Source organism: Xanthomonas sp. LMG 8993 (genome assembly GCF_009835065.2).
GTDB classification, from domain to species: Bacteria; Pseudomonadota; Gammaproteobacteria; order Xanthomonadales; family Xanthomonadaceae; genus Xanthomonas; species Xanthomonas arboricola.
In genome coordinates this window covers 184015-201900 of record NZ_QVIF02000007.1, presented here as the reverse complement: position 1 = coordinate 201900, position 17886 = coordinate 184015, and the positions used below count along the sequence as shown (strand labels likewise).

Annotated in this window: 15 protein-coding genes and 1 tRNA gene; 1 reads left to right on the top strand and 15 read right to left on the bottom strand. The window is 55.6% G+C overall.

Annotation, left to right across the window (positions count from 1 at the left end; genetic code table 11):
* Positions 1-22: 22 nt before the first annotated feature.
* The 15 genes from DYQ94_RS14440 to grxD all read right to left on the bottom strand — a co-directional run bounded on the left by DYQ94_RS14440 (position 23) and on the right by grxD (position 17048).
* Positions 23-99, bottom strand: a tRNA-Asn gene (locus DYQ94_RS14440).
* Between the two features lie 66 nt (positions 100-165).
* Positions 166-612: a type IV pilin protein gene (locus DYQ94_RS14435; protein ID WP_160954466.1), complete on the bottom strand. Its 447-nt coding sequence runs from the start codon at positions 610-612 to the stop codon at positions 166-168.
* Positions 609-4352, bottom strand: coding sequence for a pilus assembly protein (locus DYQ94_RS14430; RefSeq protein ID WP_126965982.1), 3744 nt, complete (start codon positions 4350-4352; stop codon positions 609-611). The genes DYQ94_RS14435 and DYQ94_RS14430 overlap by 4 nt, the downstream gene beginning before the upstream one ends.
* A 10-nt stretch (positions 4353-4362) precedes the next feature.
* Positions 4363-4887, bottom strand: coding sequence for a pilus assembly PilX family protein (locus tag DYQ94_RS14425; protein ID WP_102251739.1), 525 nt, complete (start codon positions 4885-4887; stop codon positions 4363-4365).
* 2 nt (positions 4888-4889) lie between these two features.
* A complete protein-coding gene (locus tag DYQ94_RS14420) occupies positions 4890-6050 on the bottom strand; it encodes a PilW family protein (RefSeq protein ID WP_126965981.1) in 1161 nt (386 codons plus the stop codon).
* 4 nt (positions 6051-6054) lie between these two features.
* The gene (gene pilV, locus DYQ94_RS14415; RefSeq protein WP_024937955.1) at positions 6055-6531 is read right to left on the bottom strand and encodes a type IV pilus modification protein PilV; all 477 of its coding nucleotides are present in this window, start codon (positions 6529-6531) and stop codon (positions 6055-6057) included.
* Positions 6528-7046 (bottom strand): GspH/FimT family pseudopilin, encoded by a 519-nt coding sequence (locus DYQ94_RS14410; protein ID WP_104542667.1) that lies wholly within the window; start codon positions 7044-7046, stop codon positions 6528-6530. Before DYQ94_RS14410 ends, pilV begins: the two co-directional genes overlap by 4 nt.
* A gap of 125 nt (positions 7047-7171) precedes the next feature.
* Positions 7172-8557: a nucleotide 5'-monophosphate nucleosidase PpnN gene (gene ppnN / locus DYQ94_RS14405; RefSeq protein ID WP_024937957.1), complete on the bottom strand. Its 1386-nt coding sequence runs from the start codon at positions 8555-8557 to the stop codon at positions 7172-7174.
* A 348-nt stretch (positions 8558-8905) separates the two neighbouring features.
* Positions 8906-9388, bottom strand: a complete 483-nt coding sequence (locus DYQ94_RS14400; RefSeq protein WP_126965980.1) for a hypothetical protein — start codon at positions 9386-9388, stop codon at positions 8906-8908.
* A gap of 36 nt (positions 9389-9424) precedes the next feature.
* Positions 9425-10264: a hypothetical protein gene (locus DYQ94_RS14395; protein ID WP_126965979.1), complete on the bottom strand. Its 840-nt coding sequence runs from the start codon at positions 10262-10264 to the stop codon at positions 9425-9427.
* Positions 10265-10300: 36 nt separating this feature from the next.
* Entirely contained in the window at positions 10301-11023 is a 723-nt protein-coding gene (locus tag DYQ94_RS14390; protein WP_126965978.1) for a Fic family protein, read from the bottom strand.
* Between the two features lie 720 nt (positions 11024-11743).
* Positions 11744-14938 carry a TonB-dependent receptor gene (locus DYQ94_RS14385; protein WP_126965977.1) on the bottom strand — a complete coding sequence of 1065 codons (3195 nt, stop codon included), beginning with the start codon at positions 14936-14938 and terminating at the stop codon, positions 11744-11746.
* A gap of 453 nt (positions 14939-15391) precedes the next feature.
* Entirely contained in the window at positions 15392-15991 is a 600-nt protein-coding gene (locus tag DYQ94_RS14380) for a YhgN family NAAT transporter (RefSeq protein ID WP_006450537.1), read from the bottom strand.
* Positions 15988-16731 (bottom strand): SDR family NAD(P)-dependent oxidoreductase, encoded by a 744-nt coding sequence (locus tag DYQ94_RS14375; protein ID WP_126965976.1) that lies wholly within the window; start codon positions 16729-16731, stop codon positions 15988-15990. Before DYQ94_RS14375 ends, DYQ94_RS14380 begins: the two co-directional genes overlap by 4 nt.
* A complete protein-coding gene (grxD, locus tag DYQ94_RS14370) occupies positions 16728-17048 on the bottom strand; it encodes a Grx4 family monothiol glutaredoxin (protein WP_006450539.1) in 321 nt (106 codons plus the stop codon). Before grxD ends, DYQ94_RS14375 begins: the two co-directional genes overlap by 4 nt.
* Positions 17049-17169: 121 nt before the next feature.
* Here grxD and DYQ94_RS14365 point away from each other — a divergent pair, with 121 nt between their 5' ends.
* Positions 17170-17748 carry a superoxide dismutase gene (locus tag DYQ94_RS14365; protein WP_126965975.1) on the top strand — a complete coding sequence of 193 codons (579 nt, stop codon included), beginning with the start codon at positions 17170-17172 and terminating at the stop codon, positions 17746-17748.
* Positions 17749-17886: the final 138 nt, after the last annotated feature.

Below are 17886 nucleotides of genomic sequence, written 5' to 3'. Positions count from 1 at the left end.
AGTCGCGGCCTCTTCAACATCTTGGCGCCCGAAGTTGGACTCGAACCAACGACCCCCTGATTAACAGTCAAGTGCTCTAACCGGCTGAGCTATTCGGGCGGGGTCGGCATTGTAGCAAGATTTTGGGGCATTGCAACAGTCATCAACGTCCCCGAACTCACGCTCTCACCAGCAGTCCGACAAGGCACCCTTCGAGTTGGTCTTGCGACTAGCCTGATCAATACTCAGGGTTCCGCACTTGTCGGCTGACTGGACATTGGTCGGGGTCGCAGTAATCACAAAGGTGGACTGAGTCACCTGTGGCGACGGCAGGTTGTAGGCGGCTGTTCCACCCTCCCGAGGCGAGACAGGATTGGGCAAAGTAAAGCCGACGTACGTATTCTGCACAGTGTGATAGCGCTCGGCCAGCTGCGCATACTCGACAAGATCTGCCTTGGCCTGCGCACGGCGAGACTTACGCACGTACTCCGAGTAGTTCGGGTAGGCAATGGCAGCCAAAATCGCCACAACCGCGACGACAATCATTAGCTCGATCAGGGTGAAACCGTGGGAAATCAGCAGTGACGCACCCCTACCACGGGCACCGGTTTGTCTGGCCCAAGAAGATCTCATTGCACCTGCCTCCAGGACTGACGCCCGCATGGATAGGGAACATACATCGGGTCGGCACCCGCAACGCTTATCACCATCCAGCAGGAGCTCCCCCCAGGCGGGGGCGCTCCGCCAGACTCTGCTGGAGTCAACCGCGGAATCGCTGATATGCCGACGTCCTTCACTGGCGTAGTTCCTTGCGTTGTCAACGAAGTCGCGGCAGTTCCCGAAGCAAACGAAGCACCTGTAGGCGAATTACGGCGCGCCACATCCAGTGCGGCCGCACCGGTCCTAGTATTCAACCCAAATAGCCAATTGCTACCCTGGGCAGCACATCCCACGCTGTTTGGGTTGGGGACATAGGTCGGAATAAAAACAATACCCGATGCGACGCTTGGATTTCCCACCATACGCTCGCCGGCTGGCAGATCGACATACCAGCCACGCCCACCTGCCGGGCTTGCTCCCAACACCAGACTCCGCGTACCACCAGAACTGGAGATCGTATTGGCTTGCAGGTTGGTGCGCGTCAACGCACTCGTGATTGCTCCAGCGGACACGTCATTGATCCCATACAACGACTGGATAGCAGTATCGAATGGATCATTTACAAATGAGAAGCTTCCAGTTCCGAAGAAAAGCATGACACCGCCGTTATCGCCAGCAGTAGCAGCGAGTCCGCCGGTAATCGGCTGACGATAGGTAGAGCCGTTCTCGGTTGAAGTACGACTTGTAAAGAGCGGGACGGAAACAGATGTCACCGTGCTACGAAGATCAAACTTCCAAATGGCTCCTTTTTGATCGGCTGCATAAACAGTGTCCGCATATCCATCACGGACCCGATCAGCTTGGCTGGCACCGCCCCAGCGATCAACAACAACGATGTTGCCAAGACCGTTGCTTCCGGCGACACCTCCTCCACTCTCTGCGGCTTCGATCATTGTAATCGTGGGTGCGCCTGCCTTGATATCAACGACAAAGAGAACGGCTTTTCCACTGGCGCTGTTATAGCCATTGCCAAAAATCGCTTTCCATGTCACAGCGCCGGATGCGTTAGCAACTGGAACGATAACCGGCTTACCAAGCACATAGCCTATGTTGTTACGGACTGACGCAGGCAACGTGCTATCAAGGTCGCTGATTTCCCAAAGACGATTGCCCGCCGAAATACTTGTCGGCGTCGTGACGTCCATTGCAAAAATGCTACGTCCACCTGCACCTGCGGTCCCTACAAGAGCTGTCTTCCAGGATCCACCATAGTAAGTATCCGATACGGTCAGCGGCCCATCTACATAGTAGCGATGGTCAAAGTCTTGGTCACTTTGATCTGTTGGATCGTAAGGAAGCAGCAAATTACCCATGTGACCGAGCGCAGTTGACGGAATATAAGCGAACCGCTCTACACCGCCATTTGAATTCATTACTCCATTTGCATTCATGCCGCCATCGAAGCCATGCAACATGCCATCGTTGGCACCAACATAGACCATATAATTTCTGTTGGCCTTCTTGGAATCCAAGTAAGCGCCATAAGTACTTCCAGGTGTCCCCGCCAAACCACGATAGCCATAGTCATCCAATGGAGAACTGATGACAGGCGTCGAATTGACGATATCGCCAAGCACAGTGGTTCGATCACGTAAGCGACCACCGCTGCGGACTTCCCCAGACGCATCCCCACGCAGGTACGCGGTAGCGGTAGCTGCGGTTGCACCCAGTGCGGAAAGGTCCGACTCAGTGCACAGCGACATCCCGGGGTACAGCGACGTCGATTTGTTACAAAGATCCGCAAGAGAAACATTAGTCGCATTGAAGGCGCTAACTGATCCTGCCTTGCTGACCAAAACATTGCGTGCCGCGGCAGATGGCATTCTTGAACTTGCCTCCCAAGCTGCCGTGGTCACTGCGACCCGAGTCGCTGGATTGATAGAAACGGTATAGCCGGTAAGACGGCCAAACCAATCGGTGCCCTCATTGGCAATTTCGTAGTTGGGCACTACTGAGAACGAGCCAGCACCGATACGCGCACCGCTCTGCGCAAGCGTCCCCGAGGGAGACGAACCGGATGTCACCGAAGAGAGAACTCTCCGCATCGCAGCTGTAATTTCCGCCGGAGTCTTCGCGTTTATGTATTGACCGCGAGTATTGGTTGCCGCGTGCCAGATGTCATCAACGGTGCTTCTTTCATCATTTTCACGCGGCGGCCAATTTTGGTAAATCGCCGGAGTGGTGTAAGCATCCTGCACCACATCGGGATTGAACAAATTTCCTCGCGCACCCAGCGTAATACCGTAAAAATTAACGTGCAGATTCTTTTGGCAATCCAACCTTACATTAGCGTTTGCAGTGCTGCAGGAGCTTGGCACAGGCACAAGCCCGGAAGCCAGGTCCGGCCGAATGGGCGATCCACCGTTAACGTTATTATAGTACTTTGCAGCGATATCCCCCATCGTATTGTCGTAACCGTCAGCGAATGGAACTCCCATTCCGCCGTCGCCCTGCGCGTTACTGACCTGCGGCCCATCCTGGTTACTGTAGCCATCCGTAAAGAGCATTACGGCATTTTTCTGGCAAGCCAATTGGACTGGAGCAGCACTGTCTGTGCGCTGAAATTGAACCCCTGCGGCGTTTACCGCTTGGCGATTTGGCGTGCCCCCGCTCGCAGGCAATGCGAGGATCGAATTGTAAAGCGCCGCCTTTTCACTTGCCGTTGCCATATTTCGCATTGGCAGCCTGTCCGTAAGGGCATCATAGCTAGTGTGCTGATTAATGCGAAAGAATCCCACCCGCATATTATTGACGTCAGCCAGCGACCTAGTCATGCCCGCAATAATCGCCCTGTTGCGATTACCATAGAAAGAAAACCAATTGGCAAAGTTTTGCAAGGCAGCGGTATTGGTTGTGCCAATCGTGTATTTCCACATGTCGCAGCCCGTTCCGCACACATCTCGTACACGCTCTCGCGGCACTGCGTCATATGCTGACGCAGTGCCAGGAAGGACTGGCCGAGCATCATTATTACTCGTATAAGGAACGAAAAAGGTTGCAGGCCAAAACCTTATGAGCAGTGTCTGCGAGCCACCATTCCAAGTGACATCAGTTGTCGTCGTTGTCTCAGCCCCGAAATAGAGATTATTGTTATTATCTCTAAAGCGCTGCCTGTAACTTGTACCTCGGGGCAGCACCATCCTGTTCTGAATTCGAAAGCTACTACTGAAATCCTCACCCATGTAATTCGATGCCAACGCGACGGTTGCGGATTGCAGCGGATTAATACGGGTATTCAGCGGGTCAGCCTGAGGAAAAGGAGTACCATCGTTATTAATCCACGGCTCGTATTTGACTGTCGGATCATAATACGTTGGATTGTAGGCAGCCGAACGCGCGAAACCAAGACTATCCAAGGGAGGAACACCCAGTCGGTTTTCATCGATACGGACGCCAGGAAGCACGTGGTTGTAACCACATCCAACGCTTCTCGTATCTTCCGTATTAAGTACTCCGGGGCTTGAGAAAAACGTATATTGCGCTGTACTCCAGCAGCCCTGGCCATCCTGCCCCGGAAACTGGGTTTGAAAGGTCATGGACCCGGAATCGTCGACAGCCATGATGAATGCAGGCGGTGTCTGCACCTGATTATTCATTGGCGCCTGAGCAAGGACGCCTTGACCTTGCGCAGCGATTAGCGCGTAGACGACGCACGCCAGGCCAACCGCAGCTGCGGCAGAAGCAAAAATTACTTTCTTTTTATGCAAGGTCATGTGCTTCTCTTCAAAGCTTGAAGATAGTGTCTACCGCCGCCTCGGAACTCGCGTTATTCTGATCGTCAGCGGCAACGCCGGTAATCTGAAAAACAGGAGATGCAGGATCGACAGGCTGCCCCATTCCGATGTTTGCTTCCCCCTGAATGCATTGATCTATCTGGCGAACATTGACCGCGCGAGCCGAGGTCTGCGCCTGCGCCCACTGCATAGGGTCAAAACCATCGTCACAGACTCGATTGATGTCTCCAGAAGCAACTGAACTCGTGGTACCAGTTGGCGCCGTCGTTCGATTGGAAATATTTTCGACGGAGTTTTCAGCGTTTCTGACCACACCTTCAGCCTCCTCGAAAGCACGATTCACCGCCCTATAATTGGCCGCCATTTTTTCTTGCATTCCAGAGACCTGAATGCCTGCAATGCCAATCAACGCAAGCAACACCAGCATGATCAACGCCACATACAAGACCGCACCGCGCTGAGTTGCCGCGGGGTAATTACGCGCTCGATCTCGAGTGAGATGTCTGGTCTGCATTTTCAGTTACCGAAAAGGCGATTGCGGAGGGCGATGGATAACTCATAACTAGCGCGATAGCGTCTATCGTTGGTCGTCGGCGGAATGACCGTGACACCCAGCACGCCCAACCGACTGGCCTCGACTTGAGTACTTGCAGCCGCTGCGGTCGGACTACGGGCGAGGATACCGACCTGCACTTGCCCAACGCGACGCCACTGGTTGGCGGCCGCCGCATCGGCTCCCGTGGCCACTCCACTCGCCACACGTTGCTCGGTGATATTACCAACAGGCGGCGTCTGGGTTGCAATCGACGGCGTCGTATCCAATCCATATAGAAATTGCAAACTTTCTATTCCTTCAACCAATTCCTCGCTGACATAGATGCCATTGCTACCCGCGCGAGCACGCCTTAGCGCGGGTTCGCCGGTATCGGGACTATTGGCAACGTAATACACCAGGGACTCGGCGCGGTACACCATTGTCTGACCAGTGGGCTGCACCACATATCGCCCTGAAAGATTGACGCCACTGGCCGTTACGGATCCGGCAGTCGTGGTGCCAGCAAATACATCCGCATGTGCACAGTCCGCTATTCCAAACAAGGTGGGAGCCGCTACGCCATCGTCGGTCAGGCGTGCCCAACGTGTCGCATCCATAGTCAAGGTGCTGTTGGAACCAGCTGCTGCGATACCTGTCGCAGGCACGCCTTCGGCAGAAAGATAACGCAATACAATGATGTCGCTGCCTGGTCTCGGCGCGGGGCTCAAATTCTGAATGGATGCCGGCAAACCTACTATCGAATTCGCACTGCCACCGATCGTTATTTGGTCACTCGGAGCTGTCCCTGGTGCTTCATAGCCTTGAATCGATACAGAGAAATCCAGAGGACTTCCACTTCCGGTTGCCGCGGAAAGATTGACCCTGGGATCTCCCTCCCCCTTAACGAATTGCGCTTGATCGTTGACGCACCCGAAGTGGCCCGCCATTCGAATGTCCCGAGCCAGATAATCAAGCGCAAAACGTCCATTCTCTTGTGCTCGCGAAGCACCTTCAGATAGTTGGGCGGCCGTGCGCGACGCTGAAAATATTTGAATTACGCCTAATAAAAGAACCAACCCGATCACTAACGCGATCATCAGTTCGATCAATGAAAGGCCGGACATTCGCGAACGCAAGTTCATTCCCTTAGATCTCCGTTCGCAACGCAAAACTCGTCACTGTCTCGGGGTTTTCCTTGTCCCAGCGCTGATCGCCCCAGCTTATTGCCACAGTGGCGACGCCGTTGACATAGGTAACTGTAGCAGCAGCCTTATCTCCAAGCGCCTTGGCAACCTGACATTGCCATCTTGTTATATTCTGGCTTACCGATACGGTCTGGCCTGTTGGATATACGCAGGCACCAGTCGCCGTCACGGCCCCGGCAGCGAATGTGGCGGCAGTATATTGACCAACCTGGTAACGATTGGATCGCATCTGATCAATTAGGTCGTAGGCTAGGTTGGTCGCTTGCGTCCGGTAATTGGCGCTTTGAACAAAGCGCACATTCATGGTCTGCAGCAGTGCAAACCCTAGCAACCCAAATGCGAGTATGAGAATGGCAATCAGCACCTCGATCAGGGTGAAGCCCGCCGCAGAACGCCTAGAGAGATGATTCTGGCTCATGTGCAGGTCTCTTTTTTGCTTCGAATTTGCCCGGACGCATTGATTGTTAATGAGCGTTTCAATGGTTGCCCGCCGCATTGATCAGGTTGCAATGTAACCTGTTGATCGGCAGCAGCACGGCGGCGCCCCCGCGCATCAAACGCAATGACCGTCCCCGTCGTTGGCCCCTGGACGACCAGCCTTGGATTTCCCAACGAATAACGGAGCACGGTTTCACCTGAGTCATAACTCCCGTTTCCATTTGCGTCGCTCCAGGCCATCACCCCTGCACTCCAGCTCCCATTGCAGGCTGTCCCGTTCGCACTGCCACAGATGCCGCTGCCTTGGCCGTTCCGGATGGCTTCGCTTCTGGACAGCGTGAGCAATGCCATCATTTCGTTATTTGACGCAGCCACCCGATTTGAGCGCACGACGCCTTGGAAACTCGGGTATGCGATCGCTGCGGTGATAGCTAGCACCGCGACGGTCACCATGAGTTCGATCAACGTGAATCCGCGCGTACGGACGGACATCAGGACGCTCCCCAGCGTTATTGCTGGAGAGCATGAGCCCTGATACGCCATGGCACAAGCGCTGGACCGACAGGCGGACCAACTGGACCGACAAGCGTTACCGAGCCCGTGTCGCACCGTCTAGGCGACTAAGTCACCACCCGATAGCAAGGCCGGTAATCCCCCGAAATCTTCATCCGGCGCTGCTCGACGAAGCCGCGCAGCAGTTCGTCCAGGGCCTGCATGATGTCCGGGTCGCCGTGAATTTCGAAGGGGCCGAATTCCTCGATGCGGCGCATGCCGTCTTCCTTAACGTTGCCGGCGACGATGCCGGAGAAGGCACGCCGCAGGTCGGCGGCCAGCGCGGGCGCTGGGCGGCCGTGGTGCAGGTCGAGGGCGGCCATGGCCTCGTGGCTGGGTTCGAACGGCTGCTGGTACTCGAGTGGGATGTGTACCGACCAGTTGAAGTAGTACGAATCCTTCTGTTCCTTGCGGTGCGCGCGCACCTCGTGGATGCCTTCGGCCATGCGACGCGCCACGGCAACCGGGTCGCCAACGATGATCTCGTAGCGGGAAGCGACAGCTTCGCCCAGGGTGAGCCGGATGAAGCGGTCGATCTGTTCGAAGTACGGCGCGGCGATGGTCGGCCCGGTCAGGATCAGCGGGAACGGCAGGTCGGCGTTCTCTTCGCGCAGCAGAATGCCGAGCAGGTAGAGGATTTCCTCTGCCGTGCCGACGCCGCCCGGAAACACCAGGATGCCGTGGCCGATGCGGACGAAGGCTTCCAGGCGCTTCTCGATGTCCGGCATGATCACCAGGTGGTTGACGATCGGGTTCGGCGACTCGGCGGCAATGATGCCCGGCTCGGTCACGCCGATGTAGCGCGTGTGATGCTTGCGCTGCTTGGCGTGCGCGATGGTGGCGCCCTTCATCGGGCCCTTCATCGCGCCCGGGCCGCAGCCGGTGCAGATGTCCAGGCCACGCAGGCCAAGCTCGTAGCCCACCTGTTTGGTGTAGAGATATTCGTCGCGCGAAATGGAATGCCCACCCCAGCACACGACCAGGTTCGGGTCCGACGGCTGCAGGATGCGCGCATTGCGCAGCTGCCCGAATACCGCGTTGGTGATGCCTTCGCTGGTGTCCAGATCCCCGCGCTGGGCTTCCAGCTCGATCGCCATGTAGGCCAGGTCGCGCACCACGGCGAACAGCAGCTCGGCCACGCCCCGGATGATCTCGCCATCGACAAAGGCCATCGCCGGTGCGTTGCTCAGATCGATGCGGATGCCGCGATCCTGCTGGTTCACCTGGATATCGAAATCCGGATACAGGTCACGCGCGGCGCGCGGGTCGTCCGACGCGCTGCCGCTGGTGAGCACGGCCAGCGCGCAGCGGCGCAACAGCTCATGCATGCCGCCGCTGGAGGCATCACGCAGACGCGCAACTTCCGCCTTGGACAACACGTCCAGGCCACCGCGCGGGTAGATCCGCGCATCCACCACCGGCAGCGCCCGTGCTGCCGTACTGCTGAGTTCCATAGCTTGCTCCCTTAAATTAACAGGACTTTAGCCTACTTGACCCGACAAAAGAACGATGGCAAGGAGATTTGCCAAAATCCACGCAACATAAATCACTGTCCCAAATTGTAGATAAGCAAATAACAGTGCGACTACAGCTTTAGCAACGCCAAAGAAATTCTTCTAAAGTCGCGCATGTATAACAATCAACAAAATCCAAAGAATATCTATAAGACATCCAGAATCCATCTGCACAAGTTTAAATGTGCCCATGGATAATTCTTATAAAATCATATTTTTTAAACACATTTATACTAACATGGGAAAGGAGTGCGCACACTCCTTTCCCAACCTCAGGGGTTTTAGAAATTATGTACCAACATCACAAAGATTACGATTATAGCCAGAGTTAACACTCCACCCCCCACCCTTGAGCTCAAGCGCCACGGCATGATCGTAATGATCAGGGACCACAGCTACGTAAACCTGAGTTAAACCATCATCGTATCTCACTGACACTGATTCATTTGTTCCAAGCTGCCACCCAGGATACCAATTTTGTACATCCCACCAGGCATGACGCATACGCTCATCTTCTGACGAAGCACAGACCGCTGGATAAGGATTTCCAGGAATATTAGGGAGTACATAATGATTCGCTACGGGCGGACTTCCGCCGTCACAATTACAAGGATATTCAGGGTATTCAGGAAGATACGGAGGATCTTCACATGACCAGGTTTGCCACTCGGGGCACTCTCTTGATTGAGCATCCGCAGGCAATGGTGCTGAAGAAAAATACATTCCTCCTGCGACCATAATAGCACCAATAGCGACCCTTAGTTTCAGCATAGCAATCTCCAGATAATAAGTAGTAGCTCAATTAAATTAAAAGCTTTCGACACACCCCTCGTAATTATCACTTGCATCTATAGGACCACGACGAACAAAAGGCTGCGAATTACCAAAAAAAGAGGCTGCGCCATTAAAGCTAGATGCATCCACTGACGAGCGTAGGACTTTCAATCTAGCTTCTACAAGTGGATCGCTAGTACTTTCAGAATGAAGGAATGCCCCTAATTTCTCGTATAAAATGAGCGCTTTTGCTGCATCCTTTTCAACAGCCTGACTCAATAAGCTCGGTCTATAATTTGCTTCGGGAAACGGATAATATGCATCCGCAAGCGCTACTCCAACATTGAAATCACCCTTGGCGACTAGCTGAAGCGCGAATTTTTCGGATTTTTCTTTAAAAATACTTAGTTCATCAAGACTTTCAATTGTATTTCCAATTCTGAAAGGACGCCCAAGAATATAAAACTTAGCCGCGTAGTAACTTCCTGCCTCAGCAGCTGACCTCCAAGCTCTAATCAATCCAGGAACTGTAGCCTCAGCCATATCTTGGCAAGAAGCTGCTAGTTCTTCCCGATTTTTACCCCCTTTCTTTATGCCATCCCAATATTCGCTGCATTGCTGAGCTTTCACTGCCCTTGCACAAAGTAAACTCGATTCAACTCGACCAGTATGCAGCGTGCTGATTTGTTGAGGCTCACCAAAGGCAACGCTGGCATCCTGCTTCTCAGCTTTGACGTTATTTTCAGAAACAGAAGAACTCAAGCCACCACTAGAACGCCAACCTCTCTCAGACGGTGGAGATTCGCTCCAGACCAACCAAGTAACTAAAACTAAAAATACAAGAGCCACTAAAATAAAAAATAATTTATTCATTATTATCCCATGAGGTCACTTTTTCAGTCATGCAATTCAACGACCAAAAATTCCATCGGGCTTAATAGACATTACATACTCACGAACCCCCACCCTAGAATCGCAAGATTTTCCAAAATACTCCCCGTATTCAAATAAAACTTTTGAGAAAAATTTAATGAAGTTTTCGACAGAATTTACTCTAGCCTCCCACAACCAGCGGGCCAATATATCTTTGCGCAAATATGTAAATATAGCCACAAATCTTCCCAAGCCATCTTGAGCCCCCCTTCTTTCAGAAAGAAAATGAATGATCAAAATTCTTGACATTCTCCCATTACCATCAACGAAAGGATGCAGGTGCAGAAAATAGAAGAGAAAAAATGCAATAAATATCGAGTCGTGCTTTATCGAAAGCGCTCGTGAAATTAACCAAGAAAACTCGTTCTTGACATCAAAAATTGGGGAAGTAAAACCGAAGGAATCGGCCTGATTGACGCCCACATTCAAGGACACCTTCCGCCAACTAGTTTTTTTTACATTCAATACAGCCCGATGAACTTCAAGTACGTTTTTTATAGAAATCGGATCCAACTTGATTAACAAAACATGCAGTAAATCAGCAGTTGAAACTTGCCCAAGTATGCACTGCGCTGCAGCTAGATCCAATTCGCAATTAACGATAGGCGCCGCGGGAAGACCGATCTTATGAGGGTCAAATGATTCAAAAAAACCTATTATTTCTCTAGAAGGCATGTATACCAAAGGCACGCTCTTCACTTAACGCCCTATCAAGTTAGAAAATATTTCTGAAGAGTATTCCTAGGATCGCACGTCGTCAAGTGTCAGTTGCCCAGATATTTTAGATGCTGCCGCCACGCTTGGAATTCAATCCAAAGTGGACTATGAATATCAAGCCATCCCGATTGCCCGATGCCAGAACCAATCCGATTGCCAATAAAATTGGTCAGCTACATGGAAAAAATTAATAGCACTCATACACAAATGAGCACTACTTCAAAAACGAGCATACCTAGCGCCTATCCCAATCAATATTTGTAGATGGGATTTGATCCTCTAAGAATAACACGGCCTCCCTAAGATAAATTTCGCAAGAGCTTCGAGAAGACACTCCCATCTATTAGCCGAGCAGTTCTGCAAGCAGCAGCGACGGCTTACCTGAAGAAAAAGAATTAACAAAATTCTCGTGCCAAGCAGAAAAAAATAGGTCATAAAAACCTTCGAACGTGTTTGCCGACGTTACTACGTAGATGTAACAGCAAAGACCGTCGGCATTTTTTGTTAATGGCCAGCAAAACGTTACCAGCCGCTCTACGCTTGCATCTTACAGCCACCGCCTTCAATTTCGACAATTCTGCTCTTAAAAGTTAAGACCATTTATGAGTCCAGAAGCAACTAGGCAGTTCAAAATTCTCTAACGGAATAAAAAACGGCCGGGAGAACCCGGCCGTTTTTGCAACACGCAACACGTTGGTCAGATCAGAACTGGTAGCGGAAGCCCAGCTGCAGCGCCCAGCGGGAGATGCCCTTGTCGTCGTAGACAGTGGACAAGTCCGGCTCATTGAAGCGGTACACGTACTTGCCGGTTGCAGCATCGATACCGCCGTACTCCACAACACCCTTGAAGCCCGGGAACCCGTACTCATCCACGCGGCCCCACTTCTTATTAAGCAGGTTACCGACATTCATGATGTCGACCCATACCTGCGCCTTGTTGCCGTCGAAGAAGCCCGGCAGTTCCTGCTCGATATGCAGATCGAACTGATTTACCCAGGAATTGCGAACGGCGTTGCGGCCAGCCAACTGCCCTTGGTGCGAAGACAGATACTGATTGTTGCTTACGTAGTTCCAGAAAGCATTCTCTTCAGCTGCACTTCCGAACAACACATCGCCACGGCCATTCGGAATGTAAAGCAGGTCATTGGCACGACCGTCACCATTGGCATCGTTATCGAACGTATAGCTATACGGACGACCGCTGCGGCCCTGATAAATCAGGCCAAGTTTGGTTGCGTAGTCGCCGAAGAAGTTGTGCTTCCACTGCAGAGTGCCGAGGATGCTGTCCTTGATCTCATAAGCGGACGTGGCGTTGACTTCTTCATTAGCCTGGAAGGTCGCTACATTCAACAGCTGAGAGCCCGAGGTAGAGCTGGTCAGACCGCTGACCTCCTTCGCGTTTGAGTAGGTGTAAGCGAGGCTCCACGACCAGTCGCTGTCGTTGAAAGGTTTATTCAAACCGACGGTGAAGCTCTGCGTACCGCCCTGGTCGGTTGGACGCGCAATAATTGCGTCGTTGAAGCCCTGATTACTGTTGGCGCGTGTCAGTGCGTTGCCGGTGAAGCGACCAAGGTTATCCCAGCTCGCCCGGTTACGACCAACCGCGTTCCAGTAGATCTGACGACCATCCTGTCCAACCGCAGTTGGCGTGCCAAGATTGAGTTGCTGGTAGTAGATTGCCTCGTTGACCTTGGTGACCACACCTTCCAACGATCCGATGATGCCGTACCACGGCAACTCGGTGTCGAATGCCAAGTTAGCTTTCCAGACCGATGGCTGCCCGAGATCCTTGTCGACAAAGTCGACCGATTGAGTCGCTCCGCCGGTACCAGTTGGCTGGTTGTTGATATCGGGAGTGAAACGAATACCGCCAGCGGCGATCTCGTTCGCGTTGCGGAAATTGTAATCCGTGTAAGCCAGGCCGGTATTGGAGAACGGATTGGACAGCCACACCGACGCCGCCGCACCCTGGAACAGGCCCACGCCACCGCGCAACTGGGTCGGCCGCTCGGCATCAAACGTGTAATTAAAGCCAAAGCGCGGCTGCCAGAGGTCGTTACCGTCGAGCGTCGCGTCGTTACGCACGCCGAAGGCATTGAATGCAGCCTGATTGAACTGCGGGCTGTCCGGAACCATCTGCTTGTCGTAGCGCAAGCCAAAGGTCAACGTCAGGTTGTTGTTGACAGCCCAGCTGTCCTGAACGAACAGGCCAAGGTTGCGCAGGCCCCACTTCGCTGCGATGTCATCGATACTGCCGGTGTTCGAGGACGAATAGCGATAAGACACTGGCCGATTGGCGCGGTAAGCAGCAATAGAATCAAAGTTGTAAGAACCGAAAACGCGTGGACCAAACAAGTTGAAAATATCGTTGTCTTCGTAGTCGAAGCCGAATTTGACTGTGTGGTCGTTAAGGAACAGGTTGCCAGCAAAGAATGCGTTCCATGTTTCGGTACGCAACTCGTTCGCCTGCGTATTTGCCTCGGTTCCCAGATTGACTGAGTTTGCGCCCACACGGACATTGATCGCCGGCAGCTGAGACGCTGCGGTACGTACTGCCGCGTAATCGCGATAAGACACCTTGGCCTCAGTGGAGAAGGTATCGGTCCAGTCGCTGAAAAGCTGTGCCGTGTAGGTTTCCAGCTCGAAGTCACGCACGTAGTGGTACGAATTCAGAGCCAACGAACTCGTGCTGAAACCATTGAGATTGGCAGTGCTTTGCTCGGACTTACCGTAACGGAATGAACCGCGATGCTTATCGCTGATATTCCAATCCAGCTTGAAGCCCTTTTCTTCAGAGTCGGAATCCAATGCCGGCAACGTCAACGTGCCCGGATCAAAACCGTACACATTGCGCGAGATGTCGGCGATCTCGTCGACCTGCGCCTGCGTGATGTTGACCGTGTTGCTCGCACCAGAGCCTGTCGGACCAAAACCGCTGTTACCGGTGAAAACGCCTTTGCCTTTGTACTTTTCGTAATTCGCAAAAAAGAACAACTTGTCTTTGACCACTGGACCACCCAGCGTCAGGCCGTAAGTCGATTCGCGATCGAACAACTGGGGCCGAATATCGTTCTCGTTCTTGCCCGACCAGTCGTTCTCGCGATAGGTTCCATAGACCGAGCCATGGAACTCGTTGGTGCCCGACTTGGTTACAGCGTTGATCACGCCACCGGTGCCGCCACTGATCGTGACGTCGTAATTGGCCACGTCCACCGAGATTTCGTCGATGACGTCCATCGAGAACGGCTGGCGCGGAGTCGGCAGGCTGTTGGATTCCAGTCCGAAAGCATCGTTGGTGCTGATGCCGTCGACGCGGATCGCGTTGTAGCGCGGGTTCTGGCCGGCGATGGAGATTTCGTTGCGCGCCTTGTCGGTCTGCGCGACGCGCGGATCCAGACGCACGTAGTCCTGCAGGTTGCGGTTGATCGACGGCAGCGACTCGATTTCTTCGCGGGTCACGTTGGTGCCGGTGCCCATCTTGTTGGCGCTGAAGATCGCTGAGCCGTAGTTGCCTGCGATCGCCTGCACGGTACCGAGCGTGGCCAGATCGCCACCCAGGGCTGCATCAACCTGATTGACCTTGTCCAAATTCAAGTACACGCCTTCACGCGTGGTGTTGCCCGCGCCGGAAGCGGTAATGGTGATCGTGTAAGGCCCACCCACGCGCAGGCCGCGCGCGTTGTAGCGTCCGCTGGCATCGGTGGTGGCGCGGCTGACCGTACCCGATTCAACGTGGGTGATCGTCACTTCAGCATTCGGCACCGGTTGACCGGCGCTGCTGGTCACCAGGCCAGCGACGCCGGCAGAGGTGCTCTGGGCGAACACGGGGGCGGCGGCGAGTGCGGCAACAAGGCCAAGCGTCAGCTTGGACATGCGGAGACAGCGGGGGTGGGTCATTTCGGTAGCCTCGATACAGGTTGGGCAGTGACAAAAAGGCGCAGTCAGCCCAACCGTTCCCGGGGGTGGGCTGCCGATGATCTGGGGTCCCTTGCCGCGCGGCTGGTTGCTGCCGCAACGGTTAACAACAGATTAACACGCTAAGGCCTGATTGTGACGGCGGCGTGACAAAGTTCGCGCGGTGCAACATGAACTTCGCATGTGAAGGCCTAAACGCCAGCTTGCGCAAAGTCGCGCAGCATTTGCGACTGGCGTCGCGCTATCGAACTGGCTTGTCGCAAACCGGCAACGTTTGGCCTGAAAACGCAGCGCTGGCTATCGGCCGCCATCCCGCGCCGTGGTCGCCAGACACCGCCAGCCGCTCATGCCACGGGTCGGCGACGCGGCTTCAAAGCCCGCCAGGCATCCAACAAGCCGTCCCCATGCACCCTGCCCGCCCATCGCCGACTGAACTCAGATCGATACCGGCAATTTGAAGTAGGTCCCTAGGCCATCCAGGAACATCTGCACCGAAATGGCCACCAGCAACATGCCCATCAGGCGCTCGATCGCGGTCAGTGCGCGATGACCGAGCAGTTTGTACAACAGCGGTGCCGAGGCCAGGATGGTGGATGCACCGATCCAGGCGATCATCAGCGCCAGGCTCCAATCCCATAACCGGGTGGGTTCGTTGCTGCCCATCAGCATCACTGCGGCCATGCCGGACGGGCCGGCCACCAGCGGGATCGCCAGCGGCACGATGAAGGGCTCGCCGTCGGGGATCTCGCCCATCAGGCCTTCCGGGCGCGGGAAGATCATGCGGATGCCGATCAGGAACAGCACGATGCCGCCGGCGATCGCCACCGACTCCTGGCGCAGATGCATCAGCTCCAGCGCGTACTTGCCGCCCCACAGGAACGCCATCAGCACGAACAGGGCGATCAGCAACTCGCGCGCGAGCACGAAGCGCTGGCGCTTGGGCGGTAGCGGCTTGAGCACGCTGAGAAACACCGGAATGTTGCCCAGCGGGTCGAGGATCAGAAACAGCAGCAGTGCCGCCGACAGAATGGTCATGCGGAAGGACTCCAGATCGCGCCGCGGTAAGCGCCACCGGCCGTGGACAACAGGGTGACGCAGGCGGCGGCATAGCGCGTGGGGTCCAGCGCTTCGCTGTCTTCCTGATGGGTGAAGGCGCGCGCGCGCAAGGCGGTGCGCATCGGGCCGGGCTGCAATCCGCTGATGCGGACCGGGCCGGCGACGGTTTCGTGATGCAGGCTGGCGAGCAGGCCACGCTGTGCATGCTGGGCAGCGCCATAGGCACCCCAGTACGCCTGGCCAACACGTGCCGGGTCATCGACGACGAAGACCACCGCCGCATCGCCTTGCTGCCGCAACAGCGGCAGGCAGGCCTGGGTCAACCAGGCGCGCGCGGTGAGGTTGATATGGAGGTTGCGTGCGAAGTCGGCAGGCGCCGCGAGTTCGGCCGGGGTCAAGCCGGCAAAATCGGCGGCGCAGTGCAGCAGGCCGTGCAGGCCACCGAGCTCGGACTGCAGCCGCTGCGCGAGCGTGGCGTAGTCGTCCGGCGTGGCGCCGGCCAGATCCAGCGGATACAGCAACGGCTCCGGACCCAGCTTGGCGGCCGCGTCGTAGATGCGCTCCAGCGGGCGCAGCTTGCGGCCGAGCAACACCACGGTCGCACCGGCGGATGCACACGCCTGCGCCGCCGCGCTCCCCAGCCCGCCGGCTGCACCGGTGATCAGCACCACGCGGCCGGCAAGTGCCGCCGCGTCGGGCCGGGCCTGCGCCAGACTCACGGCTGGTAGGCCTCGCTGACGATGCGCTTGAGCTCGCCGGCTTCGAACAGTTCCAGCGTGATGTCGCAACCGCCGATCAGCTCGCCGTGGATGAACAGCTGCGGGAAGGTCGGCCAGTTGGAATAGCGCGGCAGATTGGCGCGCACTTCGGGCTCTTCCAGCACATTGACCGTGCGCAACTGATCGGCGCCGGCAGCCACCAGGGCCTGCACGGCGCGGCTGGAAAAACCGCACATCGGAAATTGCGGGGTGCCTTTCATGAACAGCACGATCGGGTGTTGTTCGACTTCGGCCTGGATCCGTTCCATCACCGGCATTGGACTCTCCTGACTGGGAGCGGCAGGCCCGACCGCCGGGTCGGATAGACTTCCGCAAAGGCGCGCATTGTAAGCCTTCAGCGCGACCTGTCGCCGCACTCCCTTCGCTGCCCTTGCCATCATGCCGATCGAACACCTTGCACTGCCCTACTCCCGCGTCGCCCTGGAGCCGCATCTGTCTGCCGCCACATTGGAGGCGCACCACGGCGTCTGTCACCGCAGCGAGGTCGATCGGCTCAATGCGCGCATCGAAGGCAGCGAGTTCGCCGAGCTGACGCTGGAAGACATCATCGCGCAGGCGCAGGGCACGCTATTCCATCTGGCTGCGCAGGTGTGGAACCACAATTTCTATTGGCAGTGCCTGCGCCCGCGCGGCGGCGGTGAGCCGCTGGGCCGGCTGGCCGACCGCATCGCCAAATCGTTCGGCGACTTCGTGCATTTCAAGCAGGAATTCAACCGCGTCGCCCTGGGCAGCTTCGGCTCGGGCTGGGTGTGGCTGGTGCAGCGCCCGGATGGCGCACTGGCGATCGTCGCCACGCCGAATGCGTCCACGCCGCTCACCGGGCCGGACACCCCGCTGCTCACCTGCGACCTCTGGGAGCACGCCTATTACCTGGATTACCGGCAGGACCGCGCGCAGTACCTGGACGCGTTCTGGAAGCTGATCAACTGGGAGTTCGTGGCCAGCCGGTTAGGCTAGCGCTTGCGCCGTTGCAACAGGTCAACGATCAGGTGACCTGTTGCAACATCGTCTGGCGGCACCGCGCACTGCCGTGCATCTTCGCCACGGACCTGCGCATCGGCGAGGCCGCAGCAGCGCCAGCGATGGTTCTGCGAA

Excerpts from the sequence above, each read along its gene's own strand:
- DYQ94_RS14435 (WP_160954466.1), bottom strand. The coding sequence starts at position 612 with ATGAGATCTTCTTGGGCCAGACAAACCGGTGCCCGTGGTAGGGGTGCG.
- DYQ94_RS14430 (WP_126965982.1), bottom strand. The coding sequence starts at position 4,352 with ATGACCTTGCATAAAAAGAAAGTAATTTTTGCTTCTGCCGCAGCTGCG.
- DYQ94_RS14425 (WP_102251739.1), bottom strand. The coding sequence starts at position 4,887 with ATGCAGACCAGACATCTCACTCGAGATCGAGCGCGTAATTACCCCGCG.
- DYQ94_RS14420 (WP_126965981.1), bottom strand. The coding sequence starts at position 6,050 with ATGAACTTGCGTTCGCGAATGTCCGGCCTTTCATTGATCGAACTGATG.
- pilV (WP_024937955.1), bottom strand. The coding sequence starts at position 6,531 with ATGAGCCAGAATCATCTCTCTAGGCGTTCTGCGGCGGGCTTCACCCTG.
- ppnN (WP_024937957.1), bottom strand. The coding sequence starts at position 8,557 with ATGGAACTCAGCAGTACGGCAGCACGGGCGCTGCCGGTGGTGGATGCG.
- DYQ94_RS14400 (WP_126965980.1), bottom strand. The coding sequence starts at position 9,388 with ATGCTGAAACTAAGGGTCGCTATTGGTGCTATTATGGTCGCAGGAGGA.
- DYQ94_RS14395 (WP_126965979.1), bottom strand. The coding sequence starts at position 10,264 with ATGAATAAATTATTTTTTATTTTAGTGGCTCTTGTATTTTTAGTTTTA.
- DYQ94_RS14385 (WP_126965977.1), bottom strand. The coding sequence starts at position 14,938 with ATGACCCACCCCCGCTGTCTCCGCATGTCCAAGCTGACGCTTGGCCTT.
- DYQ94_RS14380 (WP_006450537.1), bottom strand. The coding sequence starts at position 15,991 with ATGACCATTCTGTCGGCGGCACTGCTGCTGTTTCTGATCCTCGACCCG.
- grxD (WP_006450539.1), bottom strand. The coding sequence starts at position 17,048 with ATGCCGGTGATGGAACGGATCCAGGCCGAAGTCGAACAACACCCGATC.
- DYQ94_RS14365 (WP_126965975.1), top strand. The coding sequence starts at position 17,170 with ATGCCGATCGAACACCTTGCACTGCCCTACTCCCGCGTCGCCCTGGAG.